13 protein-coding genes and 1 pseudogene are annotated in these 20,959 nt (G+C 52.1%); 3 read left to right on the top strand and 11 right to left on the bottom strand.

Translation table 11 applies throughout. The features are described from left to right. The first annotated feature begins 4 nt into the window (after window positions 1-4). On the top strand, window positions 5-1,738 hold the full coding sequence (gene argS, locus C2U41_RS11755) for an arginine--tRNA ligase (RefSeq protein WP_003844166.1): 1,734 nt from the start codon (window positions 5-7) through the stop codon (window positions 1,736-1,738). Between the two features lie 227 nt (window positions 1,739-1,965). Continuing rightward, window positions 1,966-3,903, top strand: coding sequence for a penicillin-binding protein 2 (gene mrdA, locus C2U41_RS11760; protein ID WP_048240847.1), 1,938 nt, complete (start codon window positions 1,966-1,968; stop codon window positions 3,901-3,903). Here the strand turns inward: mrdA and bglB are convergent. The 10 genes and pseudogenes from bglB to tar form a co-directional block, all read right to left on the bottom strand. Further along, a pseudogene (gene bglB, locus C2U41_RS11765) lies at window positions 3,875-5,013 on the bottom strand (beta-galactosidase BglB). The gene mrdA and the pseudogene bglB sit on opposite strands and share 29 nt — an antisense overlap. Window positions 5,014-5,321: 308 nt before the next feature. Then, complete coding sequence (gene flhE, locus C2U41_RS11770) at window positions 5,322-5,714, bottom strand: flagellar protein FlhE (RefSeq protein ID WP_003034667.1); 393 nt, start codon at window positions 5,712-5,714, stop codon at window positions 5,322-5,324. Continuing rightward, the gene (gene flhA / locus C2U41_RS11775; protein ID WP_003034666.1) at window positions 5,714-7,792 is read right to left on the bottom strand and encodes a flagellar biosynthesis protein FlhA; all 2,079 of its coding nucleotides are present in this window, start codon (window positions 7,790-7,792) and stop codon (window positions 5,714-5,716) included. The genes flhE and flhA overlap by 1 nt, the downstream gene beginning before the upstream one ends. Continuing rightward, on the bottom strand, window positions 7,785-8,936 hold the full coding sequence (gene flhB, locus C2U41_RS11780) for a flagellar biosynthesis protein FlhB (RefSeq protein WP_003034664.1): 1,152 nt from the start codon (window positions 8,934-8,936) through the stop codon (window positions 7,785-7,787). The genes flhA and flhB overlap by 8 nt, the downstream gene beginning before the upstream one ends. Before the next feature lie 158 nt (window positions 8,937-9,094). Then, complete coding sequence (cheZ, locus tag C2U41_RS11785; RefSeq protein ID WP_003034659.1) at window positions 9,095-9,739, bottom strand: protein phosphatase CheZ; 645 nt, start codon at window positions 9,737-9,739, stop codon at window positions 9,095-9,097. 10 nt (window positions 9,740-9,749) lie between these two features. After that, window positions 9,750-10,139 carry a chemotaxis response regulator CheY gene (gene cheY, locus C2U41_RS11790; protein ID WP_003034656.1) on the bottom strand — a complete coding sequence of 130 codons (390 nt, stop codon included), beginning with the start codon at window positions 10,137-10,139 and terminating at the stop codon, window positions 9,750-9,752. Window positions 10,140-10,156: 17 nt separating this feature from the next. Continuing rightward, complete coding sequence (locus tag C2U41_RS11795; RefSeq protein ID WP_003839158.1) at window positions 10,157-11,206, bottom strand: protein-glutamate methylesterase/protein-glutamine glutaminase; 1,050 nt, start codon at window positions 11,204-11,206, stop codon at window positions 10,157-10,159. Beyond that, window positions 11,203-12,075, bottom strand: coding sequence for a protein-glutamate O-methyltransferase CheR (cheR, locus tag C2U41_RS11800; RefSeq protein WP_003034649.1), 873 nt, complete (start codon window positions 12,073-12,075; stop codon window positions 11,203-11,205). Before cheR ends, C2U41_RS11795 begins: the two co-directional genes overlap by 4 nt. A 19-nt stretch (window positions 12,076-12,094) precedes the next feature. Then, on the bottom strand, window positions 12,095-13,696 hold the full coding sequence (gene tap / locus C2U41_RS11805) for a methyl-accepting chemotaxis protein IV (protein WP_003844172.1): 1,602 nt from the start codon (window positions 13,694-13,696) through the stop codon (window positions 12,095-12,097). 43 nt (window positions 13,697-13,739) lie between these two features. Further along, on the bottom strand, window positions 13,740-15,395 hold the full coding sequence (tar, locus tag C2U41_RS11810; protein ID WP_032936849.1) for a methyl-accepting chemotaxis protein II: 1,656 nt from the start codon (window positions 15,393-15,395) through the stop codon (window positions 13,740-13,742). A gap of 406 nt (window positions 15,396-15,801) precedes the next feature. Here tar and C2U41_RS11815 point away from each other — a divergent pair, with 406 nt between their 5' ends. Further along, entirely contained in the window at window positions 15,802-17,073 is a 1,272-nt protein-coding gene (locus C2U41_RS11815; protein WP_003839151.1) for a dicarboxylate/amino acid:cation symporter, read from the top strand. A 110-nt stretch (window positions 17,074-17,183) separates the two neighbouring features. Here C2U41_RS11815 and C2U41_RS11820 read toward each other — a convergent pair whose 3' ends face one another. Continuing rightward, complete coding sequence (locus tag C2U41_RS11820; RefSeq protein ID WP_103848433.1) at window positions 17,184-20,810, bottom strand: autotransporter outer membrane beta-barrel domain-containing protein; 3,627 nt, start codon at window positions 20,808-20,810, stop codon at window positions 17,184-17,186. Window positions 20,811-20,959 lie beyond the last annotated feature (149 nt).

Raw genomic sequence — 20,959 nt, forward strand, 5'->3', positions numbered from 1 at the left:
TCCGGTGAATATTCAGGCTCTTCTCTCAGAAAAAGTCAGTCAGGCCATGATTGCTGCAGGCGCGCCTGCAGATTGCGAACCACAGGTTCGTCAGTCAGCAAAAGTACAGTTCGGCGACTATCAAGCTAACGGCATGATGGCTGTCGCTAAAAAACTGGGTATGGCGCCGCGACAACTGGCTGAGCAGGTGCTGACTCATCTGGATCTCAACGGGATTGCCAGCAAAGTTGAAATTGCAGGCCCGGGCTTTATCAACATTTTTCTCGACCCGGCATTTCTGGCGCAGCACGTTCAGCAGGCGCTGGCTTCCGATCGTCTGGGCGTCACCCAACCGGCTAAACAAACCGTTGTGGTTGACTACTCCGCGCCTAACGTAGCGAAAGAGATGCACGTTGGTCACCTGCGTTCCACCATCATCGGTGACGCGGCGGTGCGTACGCTGGAATTCCTTGGTCACAAGGTTATCCGCGCCAACCACGTCGGCGACTGGGGTACTCAGTTCGGTATGCTCATCGCATGGCTGGAAAAACAGCAGCAGGAAAATGCCGGAGAGATGGCGCTGGCTGACCTGGAAGGTTTCTACCGTGACGCAAAAAAACATTACGACGAAGATGAAGCCTTCGCGGAACGCGCCCGTAGTTATGTCGTGAAGCTGCAAGGCGGCGACGAATACTTCCGCGAGATGTGGCGTAAACTGGTCGACATTACCATGTCGCAGAACCAGTTAACCTACGATCGCCTCAACGTTACCCTGACCCGTGACGACGTCATGGGCGAGAGCCTGTACAACCCGATGCTGCCTGGCATCGTGGCCGATCTCAAAGCCAAAGGCCTGGCTGTTGAAAGCGAAGGCGCTACCGTCGTATTCCTTGATGAGTATAAAAACAAGGAAGGCGAACCGATGGGCGTTATCATTCAGAAGAAAGATGGCGGCTATCTCTACACCACAACCGACATCGCCTGTGCCAAGTATCGTTACGAAACCCTGCATGCCGATCGCGTACTGTATTACATCGACTCTCGTCAGCATCAGCACTTAATGCAGGCCTGGACCATCGTACGTAAAGCTGGTTATGTGCCGGATTCGGTGCCGCTGGAACACCACATGTTCGGTATGATGCTGGGCAAAGACGGTAAACCGTTCAAAACCCGCGCTGGCGGCACGGTTAAACTGGCCGATCTGCTGGATGAAGCGCTGGAGCGCGCACGTCGTCTGGTCGCAGAGAAGAACCCGGATATGCCTGCCGATGAGCTGGAAAAGCTGGCAAATGCGGTCGGTATCGGCGCGGTGAAATACGCGGATCTGTCCAAAAACCGTACCACGGACTATATCTTCGACTGGGACAACATGCTGGCGTTCGAAGGCAATACCGCGCCGTACATGCAGTATGCTTACACCCGCGTACTGTCCGTATTCCGTAAAGCGGATATCGACGAAAGCGCGCTGGCAAATGCGCAGGTGATTATCAACGAAGATCGCGAGGCTCAGCTGGCTGCGCGTCTGCTGCAGTTTGAAGAAACGCTGACCGTCGTTGCGCGTGAAGGTACACCGCACGTGATGTGTGCTTACCTGTACGACGTTGCCGGTCTGTTCTCTGGCTTCTACGAGCACTGCCCTATCCTCAGCGCTGAAAACGAAGAGATTCGTAACAGCCGGCTGAAACTGGCACAGCTGACGGCGAAAACCCTGAAGCTGGGTCTGGATACACTGGGTATCGAAACCGTAGAACGTATGTAATTACCTCAAGTAATGTGGAAGCCCGCGCTATGTCGCGGGCTTTTTTATTTTCCCTGACCCGTTCTCATGGCAGCGCAATCAGGCCTACGAGAAGCGGCGACGTTCACTGTAATTTGTAACAGCCCACAAGGAATGACACATTTCCCTAGAGATATGGAACATTTTTTGCCTGTCATCCCGTTTAAGCCTCCGTATCATTAGGCGGCGAATTAATCGGGTACGGGTCAATGACATTCAGAGATTTTGAGGCGGAAGAAAAACTCTTTCAGCGGCGTGTGTTGGTGGCCTTTGGCCTGGTGGTCATCTGTTTTGGCATCCTGATTTACAATCTGTATAACTTACAAATCTGTCAGCACCAGTATTACACCACCCGGTCGAATGCAAACGACATCAAAATGCTACCCGTCGCCCCCACACGTGGCATGATTTACGATCGCAACGGCATCCCGCTGGTGCGCAACGTCACCTGGTACGATATTTCCGTTACGCCTTATAAAATCAGCGATATGAATGCGTTGATCCAGCAGCTCACGCCCATCGTTGACCTCACTCCTGATGATATTGATCAGTTTCGCCATGAGCTAAAAGCCAGCAGCCGCTATCGTCCGGTCGTGCTAAAAAATGCGCTTACCGATGTGGAAATCGCCCGTTTCTCGGTAAACCAGTTTCATTTTAGCGGCGTAAACATTAATAGCTACGAAGACCGCCAGTATCCCTATGGCGCGGCGCTGGCACATGTGCTTGGCTATGTTTCAAAAATCAATGACAACGACCTGAAAGCACTGGATCAAAAGGGTCAGGCAGAGAACTACGCCGCCGATCACAATATCGGTAAGCAAGGTATTGAGCGCTATTACGAAAATGAACTGCATGGAAAGACCGGTTATCAGGAGGTGGAAGTAGATAACCACGGACGCATCGTACGCCTGCTCAAAGATGTGCCGCCCGTTGCCGGAAAAAATATCCATTTGACGCTGGATTTACATTTACAGCAATATATTGAGAGCTTGTTGGCTGGCCAGCGTGCCGCCGTTTTGGTTGAAGATCCACACGACGGTTCTGTACTGGCGATGGTCTCAAACCCCAGCTATGACCCTAATCCGTTTGTCAAAGGCATTAGCTATCAGGACTATAACAAGCTACTCCAGGATAAAGACCTGCCATTAATCAACCGCGTCACACAGGGATTGTACCCCCCCGCTTCAACGGTCAAACCGTATATGGCGATTTCAGCATTACTAAACGGTGTGATCACGCCGCAGACCAGTTTCTTCGGTGCTCCTACCTGGACGCTACCCGGCACCGAGCGACATTACCGTGACTGGAAAAAAACGGGCCACGGTATGCTGGATGTCACCAAAGCGATAGAAGAGTCTGCCGATACGTTCTTCTATCAGGTGGCGTATATGATGGGGATCGACCGGATTAACAGCATGCTCAGCCAGTTTGGTTACGGTAAACCGACCGGCATCGATCTTGATGAGGAGTATAACGGCCTGCTCCCGAGCCGTGAATGGAAGCAAAAAGTGCATAAAAAATCCTGGTATCAGGGGGATACTATCTCAGTTGGTATCGGCCAGGGCTACTGGATTGCCACTCCTATCCAGATGGTCAAAGCCATGGTCGCACTGATTAACAACGGCAAGGTTATCGTCCCTCACCTGCTACTCGATGAAGAAAATGGCAAAACCCTCACGCCGTATCAGGCTCCAGAAGCACCGTCACAAATCGCCTCAGCCTCGTCACCCTACTGGGGACTGGTGCGTCAGGCGATGTTCGGCATGGCGAATGAACCAAATGGTACAGGTTATAAGTTCTTTCACACCGCACCTTACGGCATTGCGGCGAAAAGCGGCACCTCGCAGGTCTTTAGCCTGAAAGAAAATCAGACCTACAATGCGAAGATGATCCCTGTCCGCTTGCGCGACCACGTGTTCTATACCGCATTTGCGCCCTATAAGAACCCGAAGGTCGCGGTGGCGTTAATTCTGGAAAACGGCGGCAGCGATGGTGTCACCGCCGCGCCGGTTATGCGTCAAATCATGGATCATCTCTTTGCCCCGCAGGACAACACGGTACACACAGTGACGACTCAACCATCAGGTCCGATAGCGTTAGCGCCATCGAATACCGATATCAAAAATACTTACGCAAGTATTCGGTAAGACACAGCATCGCCATCGCTTGTCCGTAAGGCATAGAAGTCCGAGGGATGTTGCGGTAGAAATCGAGATTGTGTCCCATCCCGGTGCCAAACGAGGTGTGCAGCAGTTCACCTTCCGGTGAAATATGCTGCACAATGCCACGAATGGCTTTTTCGGCCACCAGCGTATACTCTTGCCCAACATAGCGTTTACGTACAGCTTTGAGGATCCCATAAGCAAATCCGGCAGTTGCCGATGCTTCCAGATACGACTGCGGGTCGTCCAGCAAGGTATGCCACAACCCACTTTCATCCTGGCATTTCGCCAGCGCCGCGATTTGTGCGTTCAGGACCTGTACCAGATAGCGGTGAACGGCATTGTTTTCTGGTAAATCAAGTAATTCGAGGAAGTCCGGGATCACAATAGTTAACCAACTGTTGCCACGCGCCCAGTGGGCATTGGCAAAGTTATGATTTCCTTCATAGCTCCAGCCGTGGAACCACAGCCCGTGTCTTTATCCATCAGGTTTTGCACGTGCAGCAGGAACTGATACGTTGCCTCTTCGATGTAGTCAGGGCGATTGAGTAACTTGCCAATCTTCGCCAGCGGTAAAACCGTCATCATCAGCGTGTCATCCCACATCTGCTGGTGGTTTTCTTCCGCCAGCGTAATGTGTTGCATACCGCCGAACTCGGTACGCGGCATCTCATGCATTGCCCACTCAGCCCAGCAGTCGAGCCACGGTAGATACGCTGGATTACGCGTCTCTTCATAGCGATACGCCAACGTTAAAAATGGCGCCATGGTGTTAACGTTTTTGGTGGTTGCACCTTCAGCAAAGCGATCGGCAAACCAGCTATCGATGATATCGCGTATCGTTTCATCGCCGGTTTGCAGATAGTACTGATACATCCCGTACAAGCCGACGCCGTGCGTCCACTCCCATCCCGCCCAGCCTTTGGTATCAATTACGCGTCCATCGTCCAGACGCAGCAAGAACTCACCTGTTTCGTCATGAATATTGACCAGGTTATGCGTCACCTTTTTGATCAGCGCTTTTAATTCATCCCTGGCAATAAAATGTTCTGGCTGGCGCAACAACGGGCTATGTTTAACCGGGTAAACAATCATTTACTTAACCTCTGTCAATGTCGGATTCAATGCTGTGACCTGCCCCTGTTGCGGCGCAGCAGCTGTATTTGGGAGGCCCCGCAATCCTCGCTTTGACAATGGGCATCCTTATAAGGGCACAGTAAAAGCAAACAGGAAGTGAAACCTTTCTATTTCTGCCAGAAGGGTTCGTGGAATGGCAACAATACAAAGAGTCCGGCAACGTACGTCACTTATTTTATAAAACTGCGTTTCTATTTAATTGAATGAGAGACTGGAATGTTGAAACAACCAGCAGTTTCAACTGCTGGTCTGAATGACGGAGGGTGTTAACGGTAGTTCACAATCACCTGATTGCTCTGAATGCGTAACGCGGGGATCAGGCGACCACCGCCGGGGACTTCCCAGACAAAATGCATCGGTTCAATGGCCGGAACATTATTGAACCCGTTGGTGGTCCCACTTTGCCCATCCAGCTCGACACAACGGGACTGAGAACATAAACGCACCCGCAGACCTGCGGGCGTGGGGCCATTCAGCTCATAGCGCCAGGCTACCAGCGTCATTAAGCCAGAGACCGGCTGGCCAGGAACCAAAGGCGCAGACGAGGCTGACTGGCCACGGTGATTTAAGGTGATCCCCATACCGCTTGCCTGCCAGGCCCCTTCTCCGGCGGCCTGCGCCACCAGAGGAAAAAACAACAACCACAGTAACTTGCGCATTATTTACCTCCAATGGTCGCCGTCATGCGGATATGGCGGTTATCGGAAAGCTCCATGTTCGATAACACCACCAACTGCGGGATGCTGCGACGTAAAAACCGCGCCAGCAGCGGACGCAACGCGTGATTAACCAGCAAGACAGGCGGCGCGCCCAACATTTCCTGCCGGGACAGCGCTTCCTGTGTTTGGGCCAGCAGGCGGTCTGCAAGCCCAGGCTCCAGGCCTCCCCCCCCCTGCAGCGCTTGCAGCAGCAAACGCTCGAGCGGAGTATCAAGACCGATAACCTGAACCTCTTCATTACCCGGGAACCACTGCTGAGTGATGGCGCGTCCCAACGCAACACGGACGACCGCGGTAAGCTCATGCGGATCGTTTTGCAGCGGCGCATGTTCCGCCAGCGTTTCAAGAATGGTGCGCATATCACGAATCGGTACTTTCTCGTCCAGTAAGTTCTGCAGCACTTTATGCAGCGTGGTGAGCGTCACAACTCCCGGCACCAGATCTTCCGTCAGCTTTGGCATTTCCTGCGACACTCGATCCAGTAACTGCTGCGCTTCCTGACGGCCAAACAGCTCAGCGGCGAACTGGCCAATCAGGTGATTTAGATGCGTAGCAACAACAGTACTGGCTTCAACCACCGTAAAGCCCTGAATCTGCGCCTGTTCCTTCAATGCGCTTTCAATCCAGATAGCGTCCAGTCCGAAAGCCGGATCGACCGTTTTCTCACCCGGCAGCGACCCGGCAGCAGTACCCGGGTTAATGGCTAGCCAGCGTCCCGGATAGGCGTCACCGCTGCCAATTTCTACCCCTTTCATCAAAATTCGATAGCGGGCCGGCTGCAGATCCATATTGTCACGGATGTGTACCACCGGCGGCAGGAAGCCCATATCCTGAGCAAATTTCTTACGAATACTGCGAATTCGCCCCAGTAACTCGCCATCCTGCTGAAAGTCCACCATTGGGATCAGGCGATAACCTACCTCCATTCCCAGCGAATCTTCCAACTGCACGTCGTTCCACGTGGCTTCCACCACGGAGTTGTTTTCCGGCATTTTCACCGGCTGCGGTTCATCTGGCGCTTTTTGCTCACGACCGCGCATCCACCAGGCCAGGCCCAGCAATGCGGCAGTAAACATCAGAAACACCAGGTTCGGCATGCCCGGAACCAGGCCCAAAAGTCCAAGTACCGCCGCACTGAGCAACATGACACTAGGATTGCTGAACAGTTGGGTCACCATCTGTTCGCCTACGTCCTGGTCGGTACTCACGCGGGTCACGATAACGCCCGCCGCGGTAGAGATAACCAGCGCAGGAATTTGTGCCACCAGCCCGTCACCGATGGTCAGCAGGGTATAACTTTCCGCAGCGCTGCCCATGCTCATACCATGCTGCAACACCCCAACTAACAGACCGCCGACTACGTTGATCACCATGATCAAAATACCGGCAATGGCGTCTCCACGGACGAATTTACTCGCACCGTCCATTGAGCCGTAAAAATCCGCTTCCTGGGTCACTTCCGAGCGTCGTTTTTTAGCTTCATCTTCGCCAATCAGACCGGCATTCAAATCCGCATCAATCGCCATCTGCTTGCCGGGCATACCATCCAGCACGAAGCGCGCGCCAACCTCGGCGATACGCCCTGCACCTTTGGTGATTACCATAAAGTTAATGATGACGAGAATCACGAAGACCACGATGCCGATCGCAAAGTTACCGCCCACCAGGAAGTGACCAAAAGCTTCAACCACCTTCCCCGCCGCCGCCGCGCCGGTGTGTCCTTCCATCAAAATGATACGGGTCGACGCAACGTTCAGCGCCAGGCGTAATAATGTGGTAAACAGCAAAATCGTCGGGAATGCGGCAAATTCCAGCGTACGCTGGGTGAACATCGCCACCAGCAGCACCATGATCGACAGCGCAATGTTAAATGTGAACAGCAAATCGAGGACGAAAGCCGGCAGCGGCAGCACCATCATCGACAGGATCAGCAGGATGAGGATCGGTCCGGCAAGGATTTGCCATTGCGTGGATTTCAGGTTGCTGGGCAGACGCAGCATCGCGACCAGATTAGCCATCAGTATTCTTCTCGTTCATGAAATCCAGTGCTTCAGGCACCGGAAGGTTTTCAGGTTGTGGTGGACGTTTGCCGCCAGCCAGACGCCAGCGTTTTAGCTGCCATACCCATGCCAGCACTTCGGCAACGGCGGCATATAATTGACCCGGTATTTGCTGACCAATTTCAGCATGGCGATAGAGCGCACGCGCCAGTGGTGGCGCTTCTAATGTAGGGACACGGTGCTCTGCGCCAATTTCACGAATGCGCAGCGCAACCAGCCCGGCCCCCTTAGCGACAACTTTCGGCGCACTCATTTTGTTCTCGTCATACTTCAACGCCACTGAGTAGTGCGTAGGGTTAGTGACAATAACGTCTGCTTTTGGTACATCCGCCATCATGCGACGCTGAGCGGCCGCGCGCTGCATTTGGCGAATTTTGCCCTTAACGTGCGGGTCACCTTCGCTTTGCTTAAATTCGTCACGGATATCCTGGCGAGACATGCGCAGCTTTTTCAGATGGCTGTAAATCTGGAAAAAAACGTCGAATCCCACCATCGGAATGACACCAAGCACCACCAACAACGCGCACATGCCGACTAAATCCAGGGCGTTGCCCATTGCCGTAATCGGAGATTCCGCCATCAGCCGCATCATCTCTGGCCACTTGTGCCAGAGATAAAACCCGGCCACGCTGCCCACTAACGTCGACTTCAGTATCGCTTTGAGCAGTTCTGCGCCGGTTTGCGCGGAAAACATGCGCTTAATGCCCGGCAACGGATTCAGCTTAGAGAATTTGGGTTGCAGGGATTTACCGCTGAAAATCAAGCCGCCAAGCATCACCGGGGAGATTAATGCCACCAGAACGACGCCGGTAATCAACGGCAACAGCGCAATCATCGCGTCTTTAATCAGCAGGATGATTTGGCTGAGGATCAGGTTTGGATCGTTGACCATACTGTGGTCAAAACGTAATCCGGCCGACAGCATACCGGCCAGCCTGCGGGCAAGCGACTCCCCGCCAATCCAGATAATGCACACGCCCACCAGCAAAATAAGTAGTGAGGTTAGCTCTTTGGATCGGGGGATCTGCCCTTCTTCCCGCGCTTTTTCAAGTCGGTGGGGTGTGGGGGCTTCTGTTTTGTCGTCGTCGCTTTCTTCTGCCACGCATCAGACCCTGGATAGAGATATAGGCGAGAATGATGCCAGAACAGCTATCCAGCAATGGGAAGAGTAAGCGGTAAAAAAGACGGGATTTATGGCTTTAAGCAGAATTGCGCGTAAGCCGGATGAGAGGCCCACGCCTCACATCCGGCAAATACTCATCAGAACCCGAGGCTATCCAGCAGGTCGTCAACCTGATCCTGGCTTGCCACTACGCCAGCTTTCGAGGCGTCAACCTGCGGGCCGTTCAGCAAGCTTTCGTTTTCACGTTTAGGACGAGCGCCCTGTTCCGGTATGTTTTCCAACAGAACCATCAACAGCTGACGTTCAATTTCCTGGATAACATCCATCATGCGCTTGATGACCTGTCCGGTGAGATCCTGGAAATCCTGCGCCATCATGATGTCCAGCAACTGGGCATTGGTAAAGCTGGTATGTCCGGGCACATCACCAAGGAACTGACGGGTATCGGTGACCAGTTCACGAGCGTCTGACAGTTCGATCGGATTTTCGAACCATTCATCCCAGCGTTTGGTCAGGTCTTTGGCCCCTTTTTCCATCGCGTCCTGGTGCGGCTGCGAAGCTTCGACGCTGTTCAGCGCGCGCTCTGCCGCCTGAGCGGTCATCTGTACAACGTAATCGAGACGATCGCGGGCATCGGGAATTGCTTCTGCCGCTTCGGCAATAGCCTGATCCAGCCCCAGTTCACGCAGGCTGTCGCGCAGCATTCGGGTCAAACTGCCGATGCGCGCGATGATGTCCCCTGCAGAGTGTTCGTCAGCAGGTTTAATTTGTGGTTGCATCATCATCACACCCTCACATGCCCAGTTTCTCAAAGATTTTATTCAGTTTTTCTTCCAGCGTCGCCGCCGTGAACGGTTTCACGACATAGCCACTGGCGCCTGCCTGTGCCGCCGCAATGATGTTCTCTTTTTTCGCTTCTGCCGTGACCATCAGCACCGGCAGAGAAGCCATCCCACCATCTGCACGGATGGTTTTCAGCAGTTCCAGTCCATCCATGTTCGGCATGTTCCAGTCAGAAATAACAAAACCGAATCCCCCTGCCTGTAGCTTGTTCAGCGCATCCACGCCATCTTCAGCCTCTTCAACATTGTTGAATCCCAGCTCTTTAAGCAGGTTACGCACGATGCGACGCATGGTGGAAAAGTCATCCACAACCAAAAACTTAAGCTCTTTATCCGCCATAAAAATAAACTCCTGATTCAAATACGTATTGCCTGTCCGGCACTAATTTTCACCAGCATTTGCTGGCTCACCTGGCTAAGATCGACCACTTCGCTTACGCCACCCATATTGATGGCCTCGCGCGGCATGCCGAACACCACACAACTTGCTTCGTTTTGCGCAATGGTCCAGGCACCCGCCTGGTTCATCGCTAGCATTCCGGCTGCGCCATCGTTGCCCATACCGGTCAGGATCACCCCAACGGCATTACGCCCCGCATGTTTCGCCACCGAATGAAACAGCACATCCACTGAGGGCCGGTGCCGGTTAACCGGCGGACCGTCATGAATTTTGATTTGATAGTTCGCGCCGCTGCGCGCCAGCTCCATATGCTTGTCGCCAGGCGCGATATACGCATGCCCAGGGAGAACGCGCTCTCCGTCCTCTGCCTCTTTCACGGTAATCTGACACAGTTTGTTCAGACGTTCGGCGAACGATCGGGTAAATCCTGGCGGCATATGCTGGGTAATAAGAATACCGGGACTTGAAAGCGGCAATGGCTGGAGTACATGGCGAATTGCCTCTGTTCCTCCGGTTGAGGCGCCGATGACCAGCAGTTTTTCTGAACTGAGTAATGGCCCCGATTTCAAGGTCGTCGGTGCCGCCAAGGGTTTGTGGGCGGCCAGTTTTGCCCGCGATGCGGTGCGGATTTTCTCCGCAATCATCTCGCTATACGCCAGCATGCCTTCGCGGATCCCCAACTGAGGCTTGGTGACAAAGTCAATCGCCCCCAGTTCCAGGGCCCGCAGCGTGACCTCAGAACCTTTACCGGTCAGTGAAGAAACCATAACCACCGGCATCGGACGCAGGCGCATCAACTTCTCAAGGAAATCGAGGCCGTCCATGCGCGGCATTTCCACGTCCAGCGTCAGGACGTCGGGATTGTATTTTTTGATTAAATCCCGGGCGACCAACGGATCCGGCGCCGTCGCCACCATTTCCATATCACTGTGGCTGTTAATAATTTCGGTCATGATTTGACGCATCAATGCAGAATCATCTACCGACAACACCCTGATTTTACTCATGCTTTATCCTTACCTGGCGCATGCGCATACACGGTCTGTCCACGCAGGCTAAACTCGCGCACAAGGTTGCTAAAGTTTTCTGAATGACCTGCAAACAGCAGTCCGTCAGGTTTAAGAAGTGGAACAAAACGGTGCAAAATGTCCTGCTGCGTCGTTTTATCGAAATAGATCATTACGTTACGGCAAAATATGGCATCAAAAGGGCCTGGCACGTTGTACTGCTTATCCAGTAAATTGACGCTGGAAAATTCAACATGACCTGCCAGTTCCTGCCGAACGCGTACCAACCCTTCATGCGGCCCGGTGCCGCGCATGAAATAACGCTGCAACTGCTGGGGTGACAGCGTCTTTAGCTCATCGAGGCGGTAAATGCCGTTTCTGGCCTTTTCCAGCACTTCGGTATCAATGTCGCTGGCAAAAACACGCCAGCGGCCCGGTGCCATACCTAAGGTATCGGCAAGCGTAATCGCAATGCTGTAGGGTTCTTCTCCGGTTGATGCCGCCGCGCTCCAGACGCGGTATTCACCGCTGCGCCGACGAGCATGATCTGACAGCACCGGAAAATGATGCCCTTCGCGAAAAAATGCGGTCAGGTTGGTAGTCAGGGAGTTAATAAAAGCCTGCCACTCAGCACTGTTCTGGTTAGCTTCCAGCATGCTGAGATAGCGACCAAAGTCATCCAGCCCCAGGGTACGCAAACGGCGGACCAGGCGGTTATAAACCATATCCCGCTTGTGGTCGGCCAGTACGATCCCCGCACGCTGGTAGATTAATTGACATATCCGACGAAAATGCGCGTCAGACAGCGCGAGGCGCTGTGTCATCTGTAACAATAATGACGTTTGCCCGGTGGGCAGAGATGATGTCATAGCGCCTTCTCAATCACATTCAGGATACAACGGGCACAACCTGCGGCTGCGCCAACTCTTGTTTTGCTACGGTTTGCTCTTCAAGCTTGAAAAATGCGACACAGGCGGAAAGATTATCGGCCTGTGTAGCGAGTTGTCCGGTGGCGGATGCGGCTTCTTCCACCAGCCCGGCGTTTTGCTGCGTCACTGAGTCCATCTGGCTGACGGCCTGCGCCACCTGCTCAATGCCTCTGCGCTGTTCATCGGATGCCGAGGCAATCTCGCCCATGATGTCGTTAACCCGGGTCACCGAACTGACAATTTCCGTCATCGTGCGCGACGCCATATCCACCAGTTGCGAGCCCTGATGCACCCGGGTGACTGACTCCTCAATGAGCCCCTTAATTTCTTTCGCCGCCTGCGCGCTACGGCTTGCCAGATTACGCACTTCACCAGCGACGACGGCAAAACCACGCCCTTGCTCCCCTGCCCTGGCGGCCTCGACCGCGGCATTCAACGCCAGGATATTGGTCTGGAAGGCAATGCTGTCAATCACGCCGATGATGTCGCCGATTTTCTGCGAGCTGGCAGAAATCTCATGCATGGTGCTGGCAACCCGGGACGTCTGCTCGCCACCTTTATGCGCTGTGTCTGCCGCACTTTTGGCGATCCCTGACGCCTGGCGCGCGTTATCAGCGTTCTGGCCGACAGTGGCGGTAAGTTGTTCCATGCTGGCTGCCGTTTGTGCCAGCGCGGCCGCCTGCTGTTCGGTTCGCGAAGATAAATCGTTATTGCCCATCGCGATTTCTGAAATACCGCTATGCATGGCTGAGCTGCCCTGACGAACGTCATTTACTGTTTCGCGTAATGCCTTTTGCATCTTCTGCAGGCTGGCAAAAATGGCCGAGATCTCATTGCGCCCATAAACCGCTACTGGCCGTGCCAGATTCCCGGCGGCAATACTGTCGAAATGGCTGCCAATAATCGCCAGCGGCTGAACAATCATCTTGCGTGACCAGAACAGCGCACCGCTGGTGAGCAGTGCTGCCAGGACCACCATGGTGGCGAAAATCACCCCCGACATATGGTAATTGCGCTGACTCTGCTCTCCTGCCGTTTGCAACACGCGGTCGATGTTGCTCTGCCACGCATTCACATTCGCATCAAAAGCATCTTGAGCCGCCTGCACCGGCGCGGTCAGAAAATCTGACAACTGATTGTTTTCAAGCCAGGTGGCCTGATGCGCGAGATCGCTTTGCCACTGGTTGAAACTTTTCTCCGTCGCGCTAAACAGCGCCTTGCCTTGTTCCGTCGAATCCGACGTCGCCATAAAGTGTTTAAACATCAATTCAGACTGCGCCAGGCTGTCGCGCGCAAGGGTCATCAGGGTTTTGATGTCCTCTGGCGGATAGCTCAGGGCGGTCAGCGTCCCTGCCTTATTAAGGGCCGTACTGGCCTGTAATAACACAGCGCGGGTTTGGGCCAGCGCAGCGCGTTGCTGATTACTCCGTTCGACCTGATTCAGGTTCTGAAAACCGTCCCGAAATGCCCAGAAGGACAAGCCATTACTGCCAATCTGCAAAACACCGCAGAGGATTAAAATCAAAAACAGCGTGGTCGAAATTCGAATACGATTAAACATCAACGCTCCCATCAGGCGGCACTGGCCGCGGTTTAACTGTCAGTCAAAATGTTTCCCAATTCGTATCTTGTTCAATGCTCTGGCGCGGATAGGATGCGCTCGGCGCTGCAGGTAATCGTGTATCGCGTGGTTTTGTCGAGGCCGGACGTGATGCAAGACGGAAAGTCGATACCGACTGCGTCAGGCGACTGGCCTGTTCTTCAAGAGCGGCCGCTGCGGCAGCCGACTCCTGTACCAAAGAGGCGTTCTGCTGCGTAACGCGATCCATTTCAGAGACCGCGAGCGCAACCTGATCAATCCCCCGGCTTTGCTCGTCGGAGGCCGAGGCAATCTCACCCATGATATCGGTCACCCGCGTCACGGCATTGACGATGTCGTTCATCGTTTCCCCAGCGCTTTCTACCAGTACAGAACCGGTATCAACCCGGGAAACGGAATCTTCAATCAACGCTTTAATCTCTTTCGCCGCCTGCGCACTGCGGCTTGCCAGATTACGCACTTCGCCCGCCACCACGGCAAAGCCGCGGCCTTGCTCACCGGCGCGGGCAGCTTCAACCGCCGCGTTCAGTGCGAGAATGTTGGTCTGAAAGGCAATGCCATCGATGACGCTAATAATGTCGGCAATTTTCTTCGAGCTATCGGCAATTTCGTGCATGGTGTTCACCACGCTATCAACCACTTTGCCGCCATGCTGCGCGGTATCCGAGGCGCTTTTCGCCAGTTGCGAGGCCTGACGCGCGTTGTCCGCGTTTTGCTTCACGGTTGCGGTCAGCTGTTCCATGCTGGCTGCGGTTTCCTCCAGCGCTGACGCCTGCTGTTCCGTACGAGATGAGAGATCCGTGTTTCCGCTGGCAATTTCGCTGGTACCAGAATAAATCGCATCAGAGCCTTCACGCACCAGAGTGACGGTTTCCGTCAGCGAGCGCTGCATATGATCAACCGTACTGGCCAGCTCGCCGATTTCGTTACGACCACTAACGGCGAGAGTTGCGGTCAGGTTACCGCTGGCGATTTCCCGAATATGGGCAATAACACGGGACAGAGGATTAAGCAGGGTATGACGGATGCCGTACCAGACCACCACCAGAATCAGCACCAGCACTACGGCCAGCACGCCAAGCTGCCATTGGGCGAAATGGTAATCCCGCGCGCTTTGATCAAATGCCTGAACGTAAAGCTTTTCGCTAACGCTGGCGTACTTGCCCAGCGCCTCGCCGAGCGCGTTTTGCATTCCCTGCGTAGGCTGCGCAAAGTAGGCGTCCATATTGCCGCTTTCCAGAAACTGAACCAGTTCTGCCAAGGCCGCATGGTACTGCTGATATTTTTCCTCAATGTTGCCGCTGGCTTCTGCCATTTCCGGCAACGGTGTGATGTTTTTAAATTTTGCGTAATGCGTTTCAGCCTGCGCCAGCGATGCTTTCGCATTCTTCAGCAGATCGTTTTTGGCGCTGCTTTGCTGGTTAGACGCATCCATCATCATGCGCGCAGAAGAACGGCTTAAATTGATTCGTGTTTGCAGCATCAGATCCCATGTTGAGGTAAGTTCACTTTGCTGCTGTCGAAGATCGTTAGAAATAACAAAACTTTGCTGATTCTGCTGCAATGAAGAAAACAACAGACCACCGGAAACAAGCTGTAGCAGTGCGAAAACCCCCAGCACCATCATCAGCATTGTGACAACGCGGATACGGTTAAACATAAGGCACCTTCCTGAAAACGAGTTATCAACGTTATCGGCAGTGGCTGAGATAACTTTACGTTTGCAAAAAGGAAATCCTGAAGGGATGTGAAGCCTGGCGAGGGGAAGGTAAAACTGGTGTGCAGCAACTACAAATTACTCACATAAAAACACCATAATTATCATGCAAATAACATTCATACTCATCGGTGAGCACGGCCAGATTGGCTGAAATACACTTTTTTGTGTGATTTGGATCACACATACGCATCGTAAATACCACAACAAAATGGATAAAAAATTAAAAAAAGTTGTATCCGTTTACGCTTTAATCCAATTTATATGATGAATACTTCGTTACCACTTAATAAGTATAAAAAATGAGTAACAGATCAATAAATGTTAAATCCTTACTGAGGGCTTTTTAGTGGCAAATGCAAACAAACTCACGTTGTTTATCGTGATCTTCATGCTGGCGGGGATCCTGTCGGGTGCGGTGATCCACTCTTATGCCTCTCCCGGCGTTGTGACCGCCTGGGCCGATAATATTACGCTTCTCACCGACATCTTTTTACGTCTGATTAAGATGGTGATTGCGCCTTTAGTATTCAGCACCCTGACCGTTGGTATTATGCGCCTGGGGGAAACGTCCACCATCGGTCGCGTGGGCGGCAAAGCGATGATCTGGTTTATCAGCTCTTCTGTATTGTCTATTCTGGTCGGTCTGTTTGTGGTTTCCCTTGAGCAACCCGGGAGCGGGTTAAACCTTGCGATCCCGCTGGAAGCCACCGACACCGGTCTGGCCGTAGGCGGCATGAGCCTGAAAGGTTTTCTGACACATACCATTCCAACCAGCATAGCCGAGGCAATGGCTAACAATGAGATCCTGCAAATCGTGGTGTTCTCAATGTTTTTCGGTATTGGTGGAGCATCGCTCGGAGAGAAATTTAACGCTCCGCTGGTTGCCGCGCTGGATGTGGTTTCCCACATTATGCTGAAAGTGACCGGCTACGTGATGTACGTCGCGCCGCTGGCAATTTTTGCCGCCATCTCTTCCGTAATCTCTACCCAGGGTCTGGGGATCCTGCTTAACTATGCATCGTTTATCGGCGGCTACTATGTGGCGATTTTGCTGACCTGCCTGGTTCTGTTGGCGGTGGGTTATGTCATGCTGAAAAAAGAGGTCTTTCGCCTGGTGAGCATGCTGAAAGACCCGGTTCTGGTCGCATTCACCACCAGCAGCTCTGAGGCCGCTTATCCGAAAACGCTGGAGCAATTAACTAAATTTGGCTGCTCACCCAACATCGTGTCATTCGTGCTGCCTATCGGTTATTCGTTTAACCTGGTCGGTTCCATGGTCTATTGTTCATTTGCCTCCATGTTTATCGCGCAGGCCTATAATATTCACCTCTCTTTCGCAGAAATCACCGTCCTGATGCTGACGCTGATGCTGGCGTCCAAAGGAATTGCCGGTGTGCCGCGTTCAGCGCTGGTGGTACTGGCGGCAACCATCCCAAGCTTCAATATTCCGGTTGCCGGGATCCTGTTACTGATGGGAATTGACCACTTCCTGGATATGGGACGTTCAGCTATCAACGTATTAGGTAACGGGATTGCAACGGCGATGCTGGCGCAGGATGAAGGTTTACTGGAAGAAAGCGAGTCTTCAGAAAACATCACAGAACAAATTAAGGCTTAGCTTTTTTAAGACAAGAGCAAGCTAAGTAAACAAGAGCAGCAAATCAACAAAGATTACCCCAGCCATAGACTGGGGTATTTCAACAACACCTGGATGATAATTTACATCAATTACCAGCTGTAACGTACGAGCAAACTACCGCTGAGATCGCCATAGTCATTACGTCCTTTTTGACCCGCCACTTGTCCAGTGATACTCCACTGGCTATTCAAATTCGCCTGGATACCCACTTTCACCTCGGCGCGATCTGCCGGAAGATCCTGCTTCACCTCAGCACCATCAAATGCTACGCCAACATCATCACTGGTGTGTAACCAGTTCACCTCTGCAAACGGCTGGATCACCGACGTCGTATTCTTGTGCAGCTTGCCATCTACCCGCAGTCCGAGGCGCGTGGTCCAGCTGTCCCCGTTTTGTCCATCAATACGCGTTCCATTCTGTGCGACAGCGTCCGCTTTAAATTGCTGCCATGTCGCCTGAGCCTGCGGCGTCAGGCTGACGACATTATAGTTTGCAAGTATGATGTCGTACCGATAGCCCGTTTCCAGAGAGACCGCGCTCGCCGCCGAATCATAATCTGTTGACCCGACATCGCCGTTATCGACGCTGTTATTGTAGAGCCCGTACTGGTACCAACTGTCCACGTACAGGCCGCTGTGATTTTTCGCATCCGCAAACCAGGTGGCATAAGCGCCAAGATTATAACCGGCTACGTTACCACTGGCAGAGAACCGGCTCCCATCTGCACCACGGTTACCCGTACTGTCCGTGTCGGCGTGAATATAACTCACCATCAGCCCCGCCTTCAGGCTCTGCTCACCATTATCCCAGCTAAGCACATCACCACCGATTTGCAGTTGCGAATAAGTGTTGTCAATATCCACATGACCGTCTGCAGCTGTTGACGACGCTTCACCCGCTTTAAAGCGCAGCCACATACCGCCGTCACCTGTACGTAATTGACTCCCTTCGCGATCATAAAGGGTCTGCATTTGCAGATTACGCGCCATCCACTGGTTGCCCAGATAAGCGCCAATATCAGCCCGATATTGCGGTTCTACCGGTTTAATATCACCACCATCGTCCGGGTATACCGGCGTGACATCACCGCCATCGTCCGGGTATACCGGCGTAACATCATCGCCATCATCCGGGTATACCGGCGTGACATCACCGCCATCGTCCGGGTATACCGGCGTAACATCATCGCCATCATCCGGGTCTACCGGCGTAACATCATCGCCATCATCCGGGTCTACCGGCGTAACATCATCGCCATCATCCGGGTCTACCGGTGTAACATCGTCGCCATCATCCGGGTCTATCGGCGGGACAGCCTGCGAACGCAAATACCAGTCACCGCCATCTTCATACAATCGGTATTCATACAAACCTGTCTGCACCTGATTACCCTGAGTAAAAACGCCATCAGACTGACCGCCGACATCAATCACTTCAATACCTTTCGTTGTTAACGCCCCTTCTCCCCCGATATTATTGACATAGAGCGTCGTGCTACCGGAAGTATCACCTGTGATAATCACTTTATCCGTCGGTGAATTGTCATCCCCTAACTGCGTGTTCAGATAAAGATTACTGTTATCACCATGATAATTTCCATTAATCGTCAGCGTCTTGAACTGTCCGTCATGTGAAGGAGTATCAAATACAATATCTCCGGCATTATTTAATTGAGTTAAAGAAGAATCACCGGTAATTGTCCATTGCGTCTGTTCAGCCAGTGAGAGATTCAGCGAAGAGTCTACCGTTGGCTCGGTGTTAACAAACGTTTCCCCCACAAACCGCGAACCAGACGCCATATCCAGTGAAATACTGCCTTCGCCCGCGCTAATGATATTGCCCGTAATATCCATTACACCTGAACCAGTCACGGTCCCGCCGGGTAAGAGATTTCCCGCACTGTCGGTAACAACCGGAACAAAAATAGCGACACCATCCTGGGTTTTAATGGTGGTGTCACCGATCAGCGATATTGCCCCGCCCTGCTGAACCACCGCGCCATAACCATTTTCCCCACTCGCTGTCACATCAATGGTCAGGTTTTCACCATTAATTATTCCCGGACGGTTTAAATTATTACTTCCTATCGCCCAAAGCCCGTAAGGGTTATTTTGCCCACTCATGATAATATCGGTATTCGCGATATTAACCGTTGCGCCGTAGAACTGGGATGACACGCCGTAACCATCGATCGCGTAAATAACATTTCGATTGTCGGCATCCCCTTTAAAATCAAGAGTACTCCCGGAGGCCGCAGCGATACCGCTGGTCGCAGAGCCCGACCTGGCTGAACTTCTGCCGTCAACAACGCTGCCTGCACCAATCATCACATCGCCCCCCTGCGCAATGATGCCCACAGACTGGGCGGTATTGACGATAAGTGCATCCGCGTGGAATTCGCCCCCCGTAACCCAGAGAGTCGTCGCCTCTCCGGCTGCGCTTATGATGCTGTTTTGGCCTAAATCCATAAAACCTGTGTTCATTGATATTGCATTTACCTGAGACCCTGTTACATCAATCGTTAGATTATCAGCAATAAATTCAGAACCTTTTGCCGCGGGGTTTATCGTTACTCCAGCCCCAACATAGAACCCGGTGATTGAGATGGTCGATCCGCTGCCCAAATCAATGCGTGATCCGGCCTCATTAATAGCGATACCACGCGTGGTACACCCTCCTGTGCGGCAGTCCAGAGTCGTACTGATATTAATATCCATATTATTGGCGATTAACGTAGCATCAGGACCCATAACCGAGATACCTTCAGCAAGATCGGAGGTGCCATTGATAGTTACTCTGCTGTTATTTCCCAAATCAACATGATTATTTTTACCCAACTTTAAACCTGTCACAGAACCATAATCTGTTGCCAGTCCTGTTGCAGTGATAGTGAGTTGATCGGCATCTAATACACCATCAGTACCTATCTCAATACCGGTTACAATATTATTGCCCTCTACAACCACCTGGCTATTTTTACCTAAATCAATTTTAGCATTACCCGTGCTTTGAATCCCCCACGCGGTGTTGTCTTTACTCGTAGCATGGATAAAACCATTATCCATGGTGAAAGTACCACTCCCGCCTAATAAATAAACACCGCGGGCATCACCTATCCCACCAATACTATAATCAGTTTCGGTTATGGCTGTAATAGAACTTCCACTACCAAGATCGACGTTACTGTCTTTTCCTATATTTTTAAATCCATAAACATTATTTTTACCCGAAACGTCGATATTAATACCAGATGCTGTTACCTCTGTACCCGGGTTATTAGCTGAAATCAAAATTCCGGTAGTATTTTTACTTGAATTTTGTGTGCCATCCGTATCTGCGACATGAACTTCGGTATTCGTGCCTAAATCATTTTTGGTGCCATTATCCAGTGAAACCCCGGTAGACAGAGTTTCACCAGATACGTTGATAGTTGCTTTTCCTTCAATCTGTAAGCCATCACCGCCGGTCGTGATGCTCTCAACACCCGTGGTATTTGTTTGTCCACTAGCCGTAACGACTTCATTATCACTCAAAATAATTGATGCACCGTTTTGTGGGCCTAACTCTGCAGCATTAACAGCAGCAGTACTTATTAATGTTGCCAGGCCAGTTATTTTGATGCTATTACGCAGTCCATTATTACCGCGGGAAAACTCACCAGCAACCACAAACATATTACGCGCCGTACTCCAGACTATATTATATATAGCATTCATATTTAGTTCCCTCTACGCCAATAGAAAAATCAGGAGGCACAAATTCATTATATATTCATGAACAATATAAATTATTTCAACCAATTAATAATTTATATATTGCACTTGTAGATTATATTATATGCGCCAGCAAACAATAGATACTATAA

The organism is Citrobacter freundii complex sp. CFNIH4, from assembly GCF_002934505.1.
Classification (GTDB): Bacteria; Pseudomonadota; Gammaproteobacteria; order Enterobacterales; family Enterobacteriaceae; genus Citrobacter; species Citrobacter freundii.

What these genes read in the sequence shown, in the direction of transcription:
- flhA (WP_003034666.1), bottom strand. Translation starts at nt 7,792, where the DNA reads ATGGCTAATCTGGTCGCGATGCTGCGTCTGCCCAGCAACCTGAAATCC.
- tar (WP_032936849.1), bottom strand. Translation starts at nt 15,395, where the DNA reads ATGTTTAACCGTATCCGCGTTGTCACAATGCTGATGATGGTGCTGGGG.
- cheZ (WP_003034659.1), bottom strand. Translation starts at nt 9,739, where the DNA reads ATGATGCAACCACAAATTAAACCTGCTGACGAACACTCTGCAGGGGAC.
- cheY (WP_003034656.1), bottom strand. Translation starts at nt 10,139, where the DNA reads ATGGCGGATAAAGAGCTTAAGTTTTTGGTTGTGGATGACTTTTCCACC.
- tap (WP_003844172.1), bottom strand. Translation starts at nt 13,696, where the DNA reads ATGTTTAATCGTATTCGAATTTCGACCACGCTGTTTTTGATTTTAATC.
- mrdA (WP_048240847.1), top strand. Translation starts at nt 1,966, where the DNA reads ATGACATTCAGAGATTTTGAGGCGGAAGAAAAACTCTTTCAGCGGCGT.
- flhE (WP_003034667.1), bottom strand. Translation starts at nt 5,714, where the DNA reads ATGCGCAAGTTACTGTGGTTGTTGTTTTTTCCTCTGGTGGCGCAGGCC.
- cheR (WP_003034649.1), bottom strand. Translation starts at nt 12,075, where the DNA reads ATGACATCATCTCTGCCCACCGGGCAAACGTCATTATTGTTACAGATG.
- C2U41_RS11820 (WP_103848433.1), bottom strand. Translation starts at nt 20,810, where the DNA reads ATGAATGCTATATATAATATAGTCTGGAGTACGGCGCGTAATATGTTT.
- C2U41_RS11795 (WP_003839158.1), bottom strand. Translation starts at nt 11,206, where the DNA reads ATGAGTAAAATCAGGGTGTTGTCGGTAGATGATTCTGCATTGATGCGT.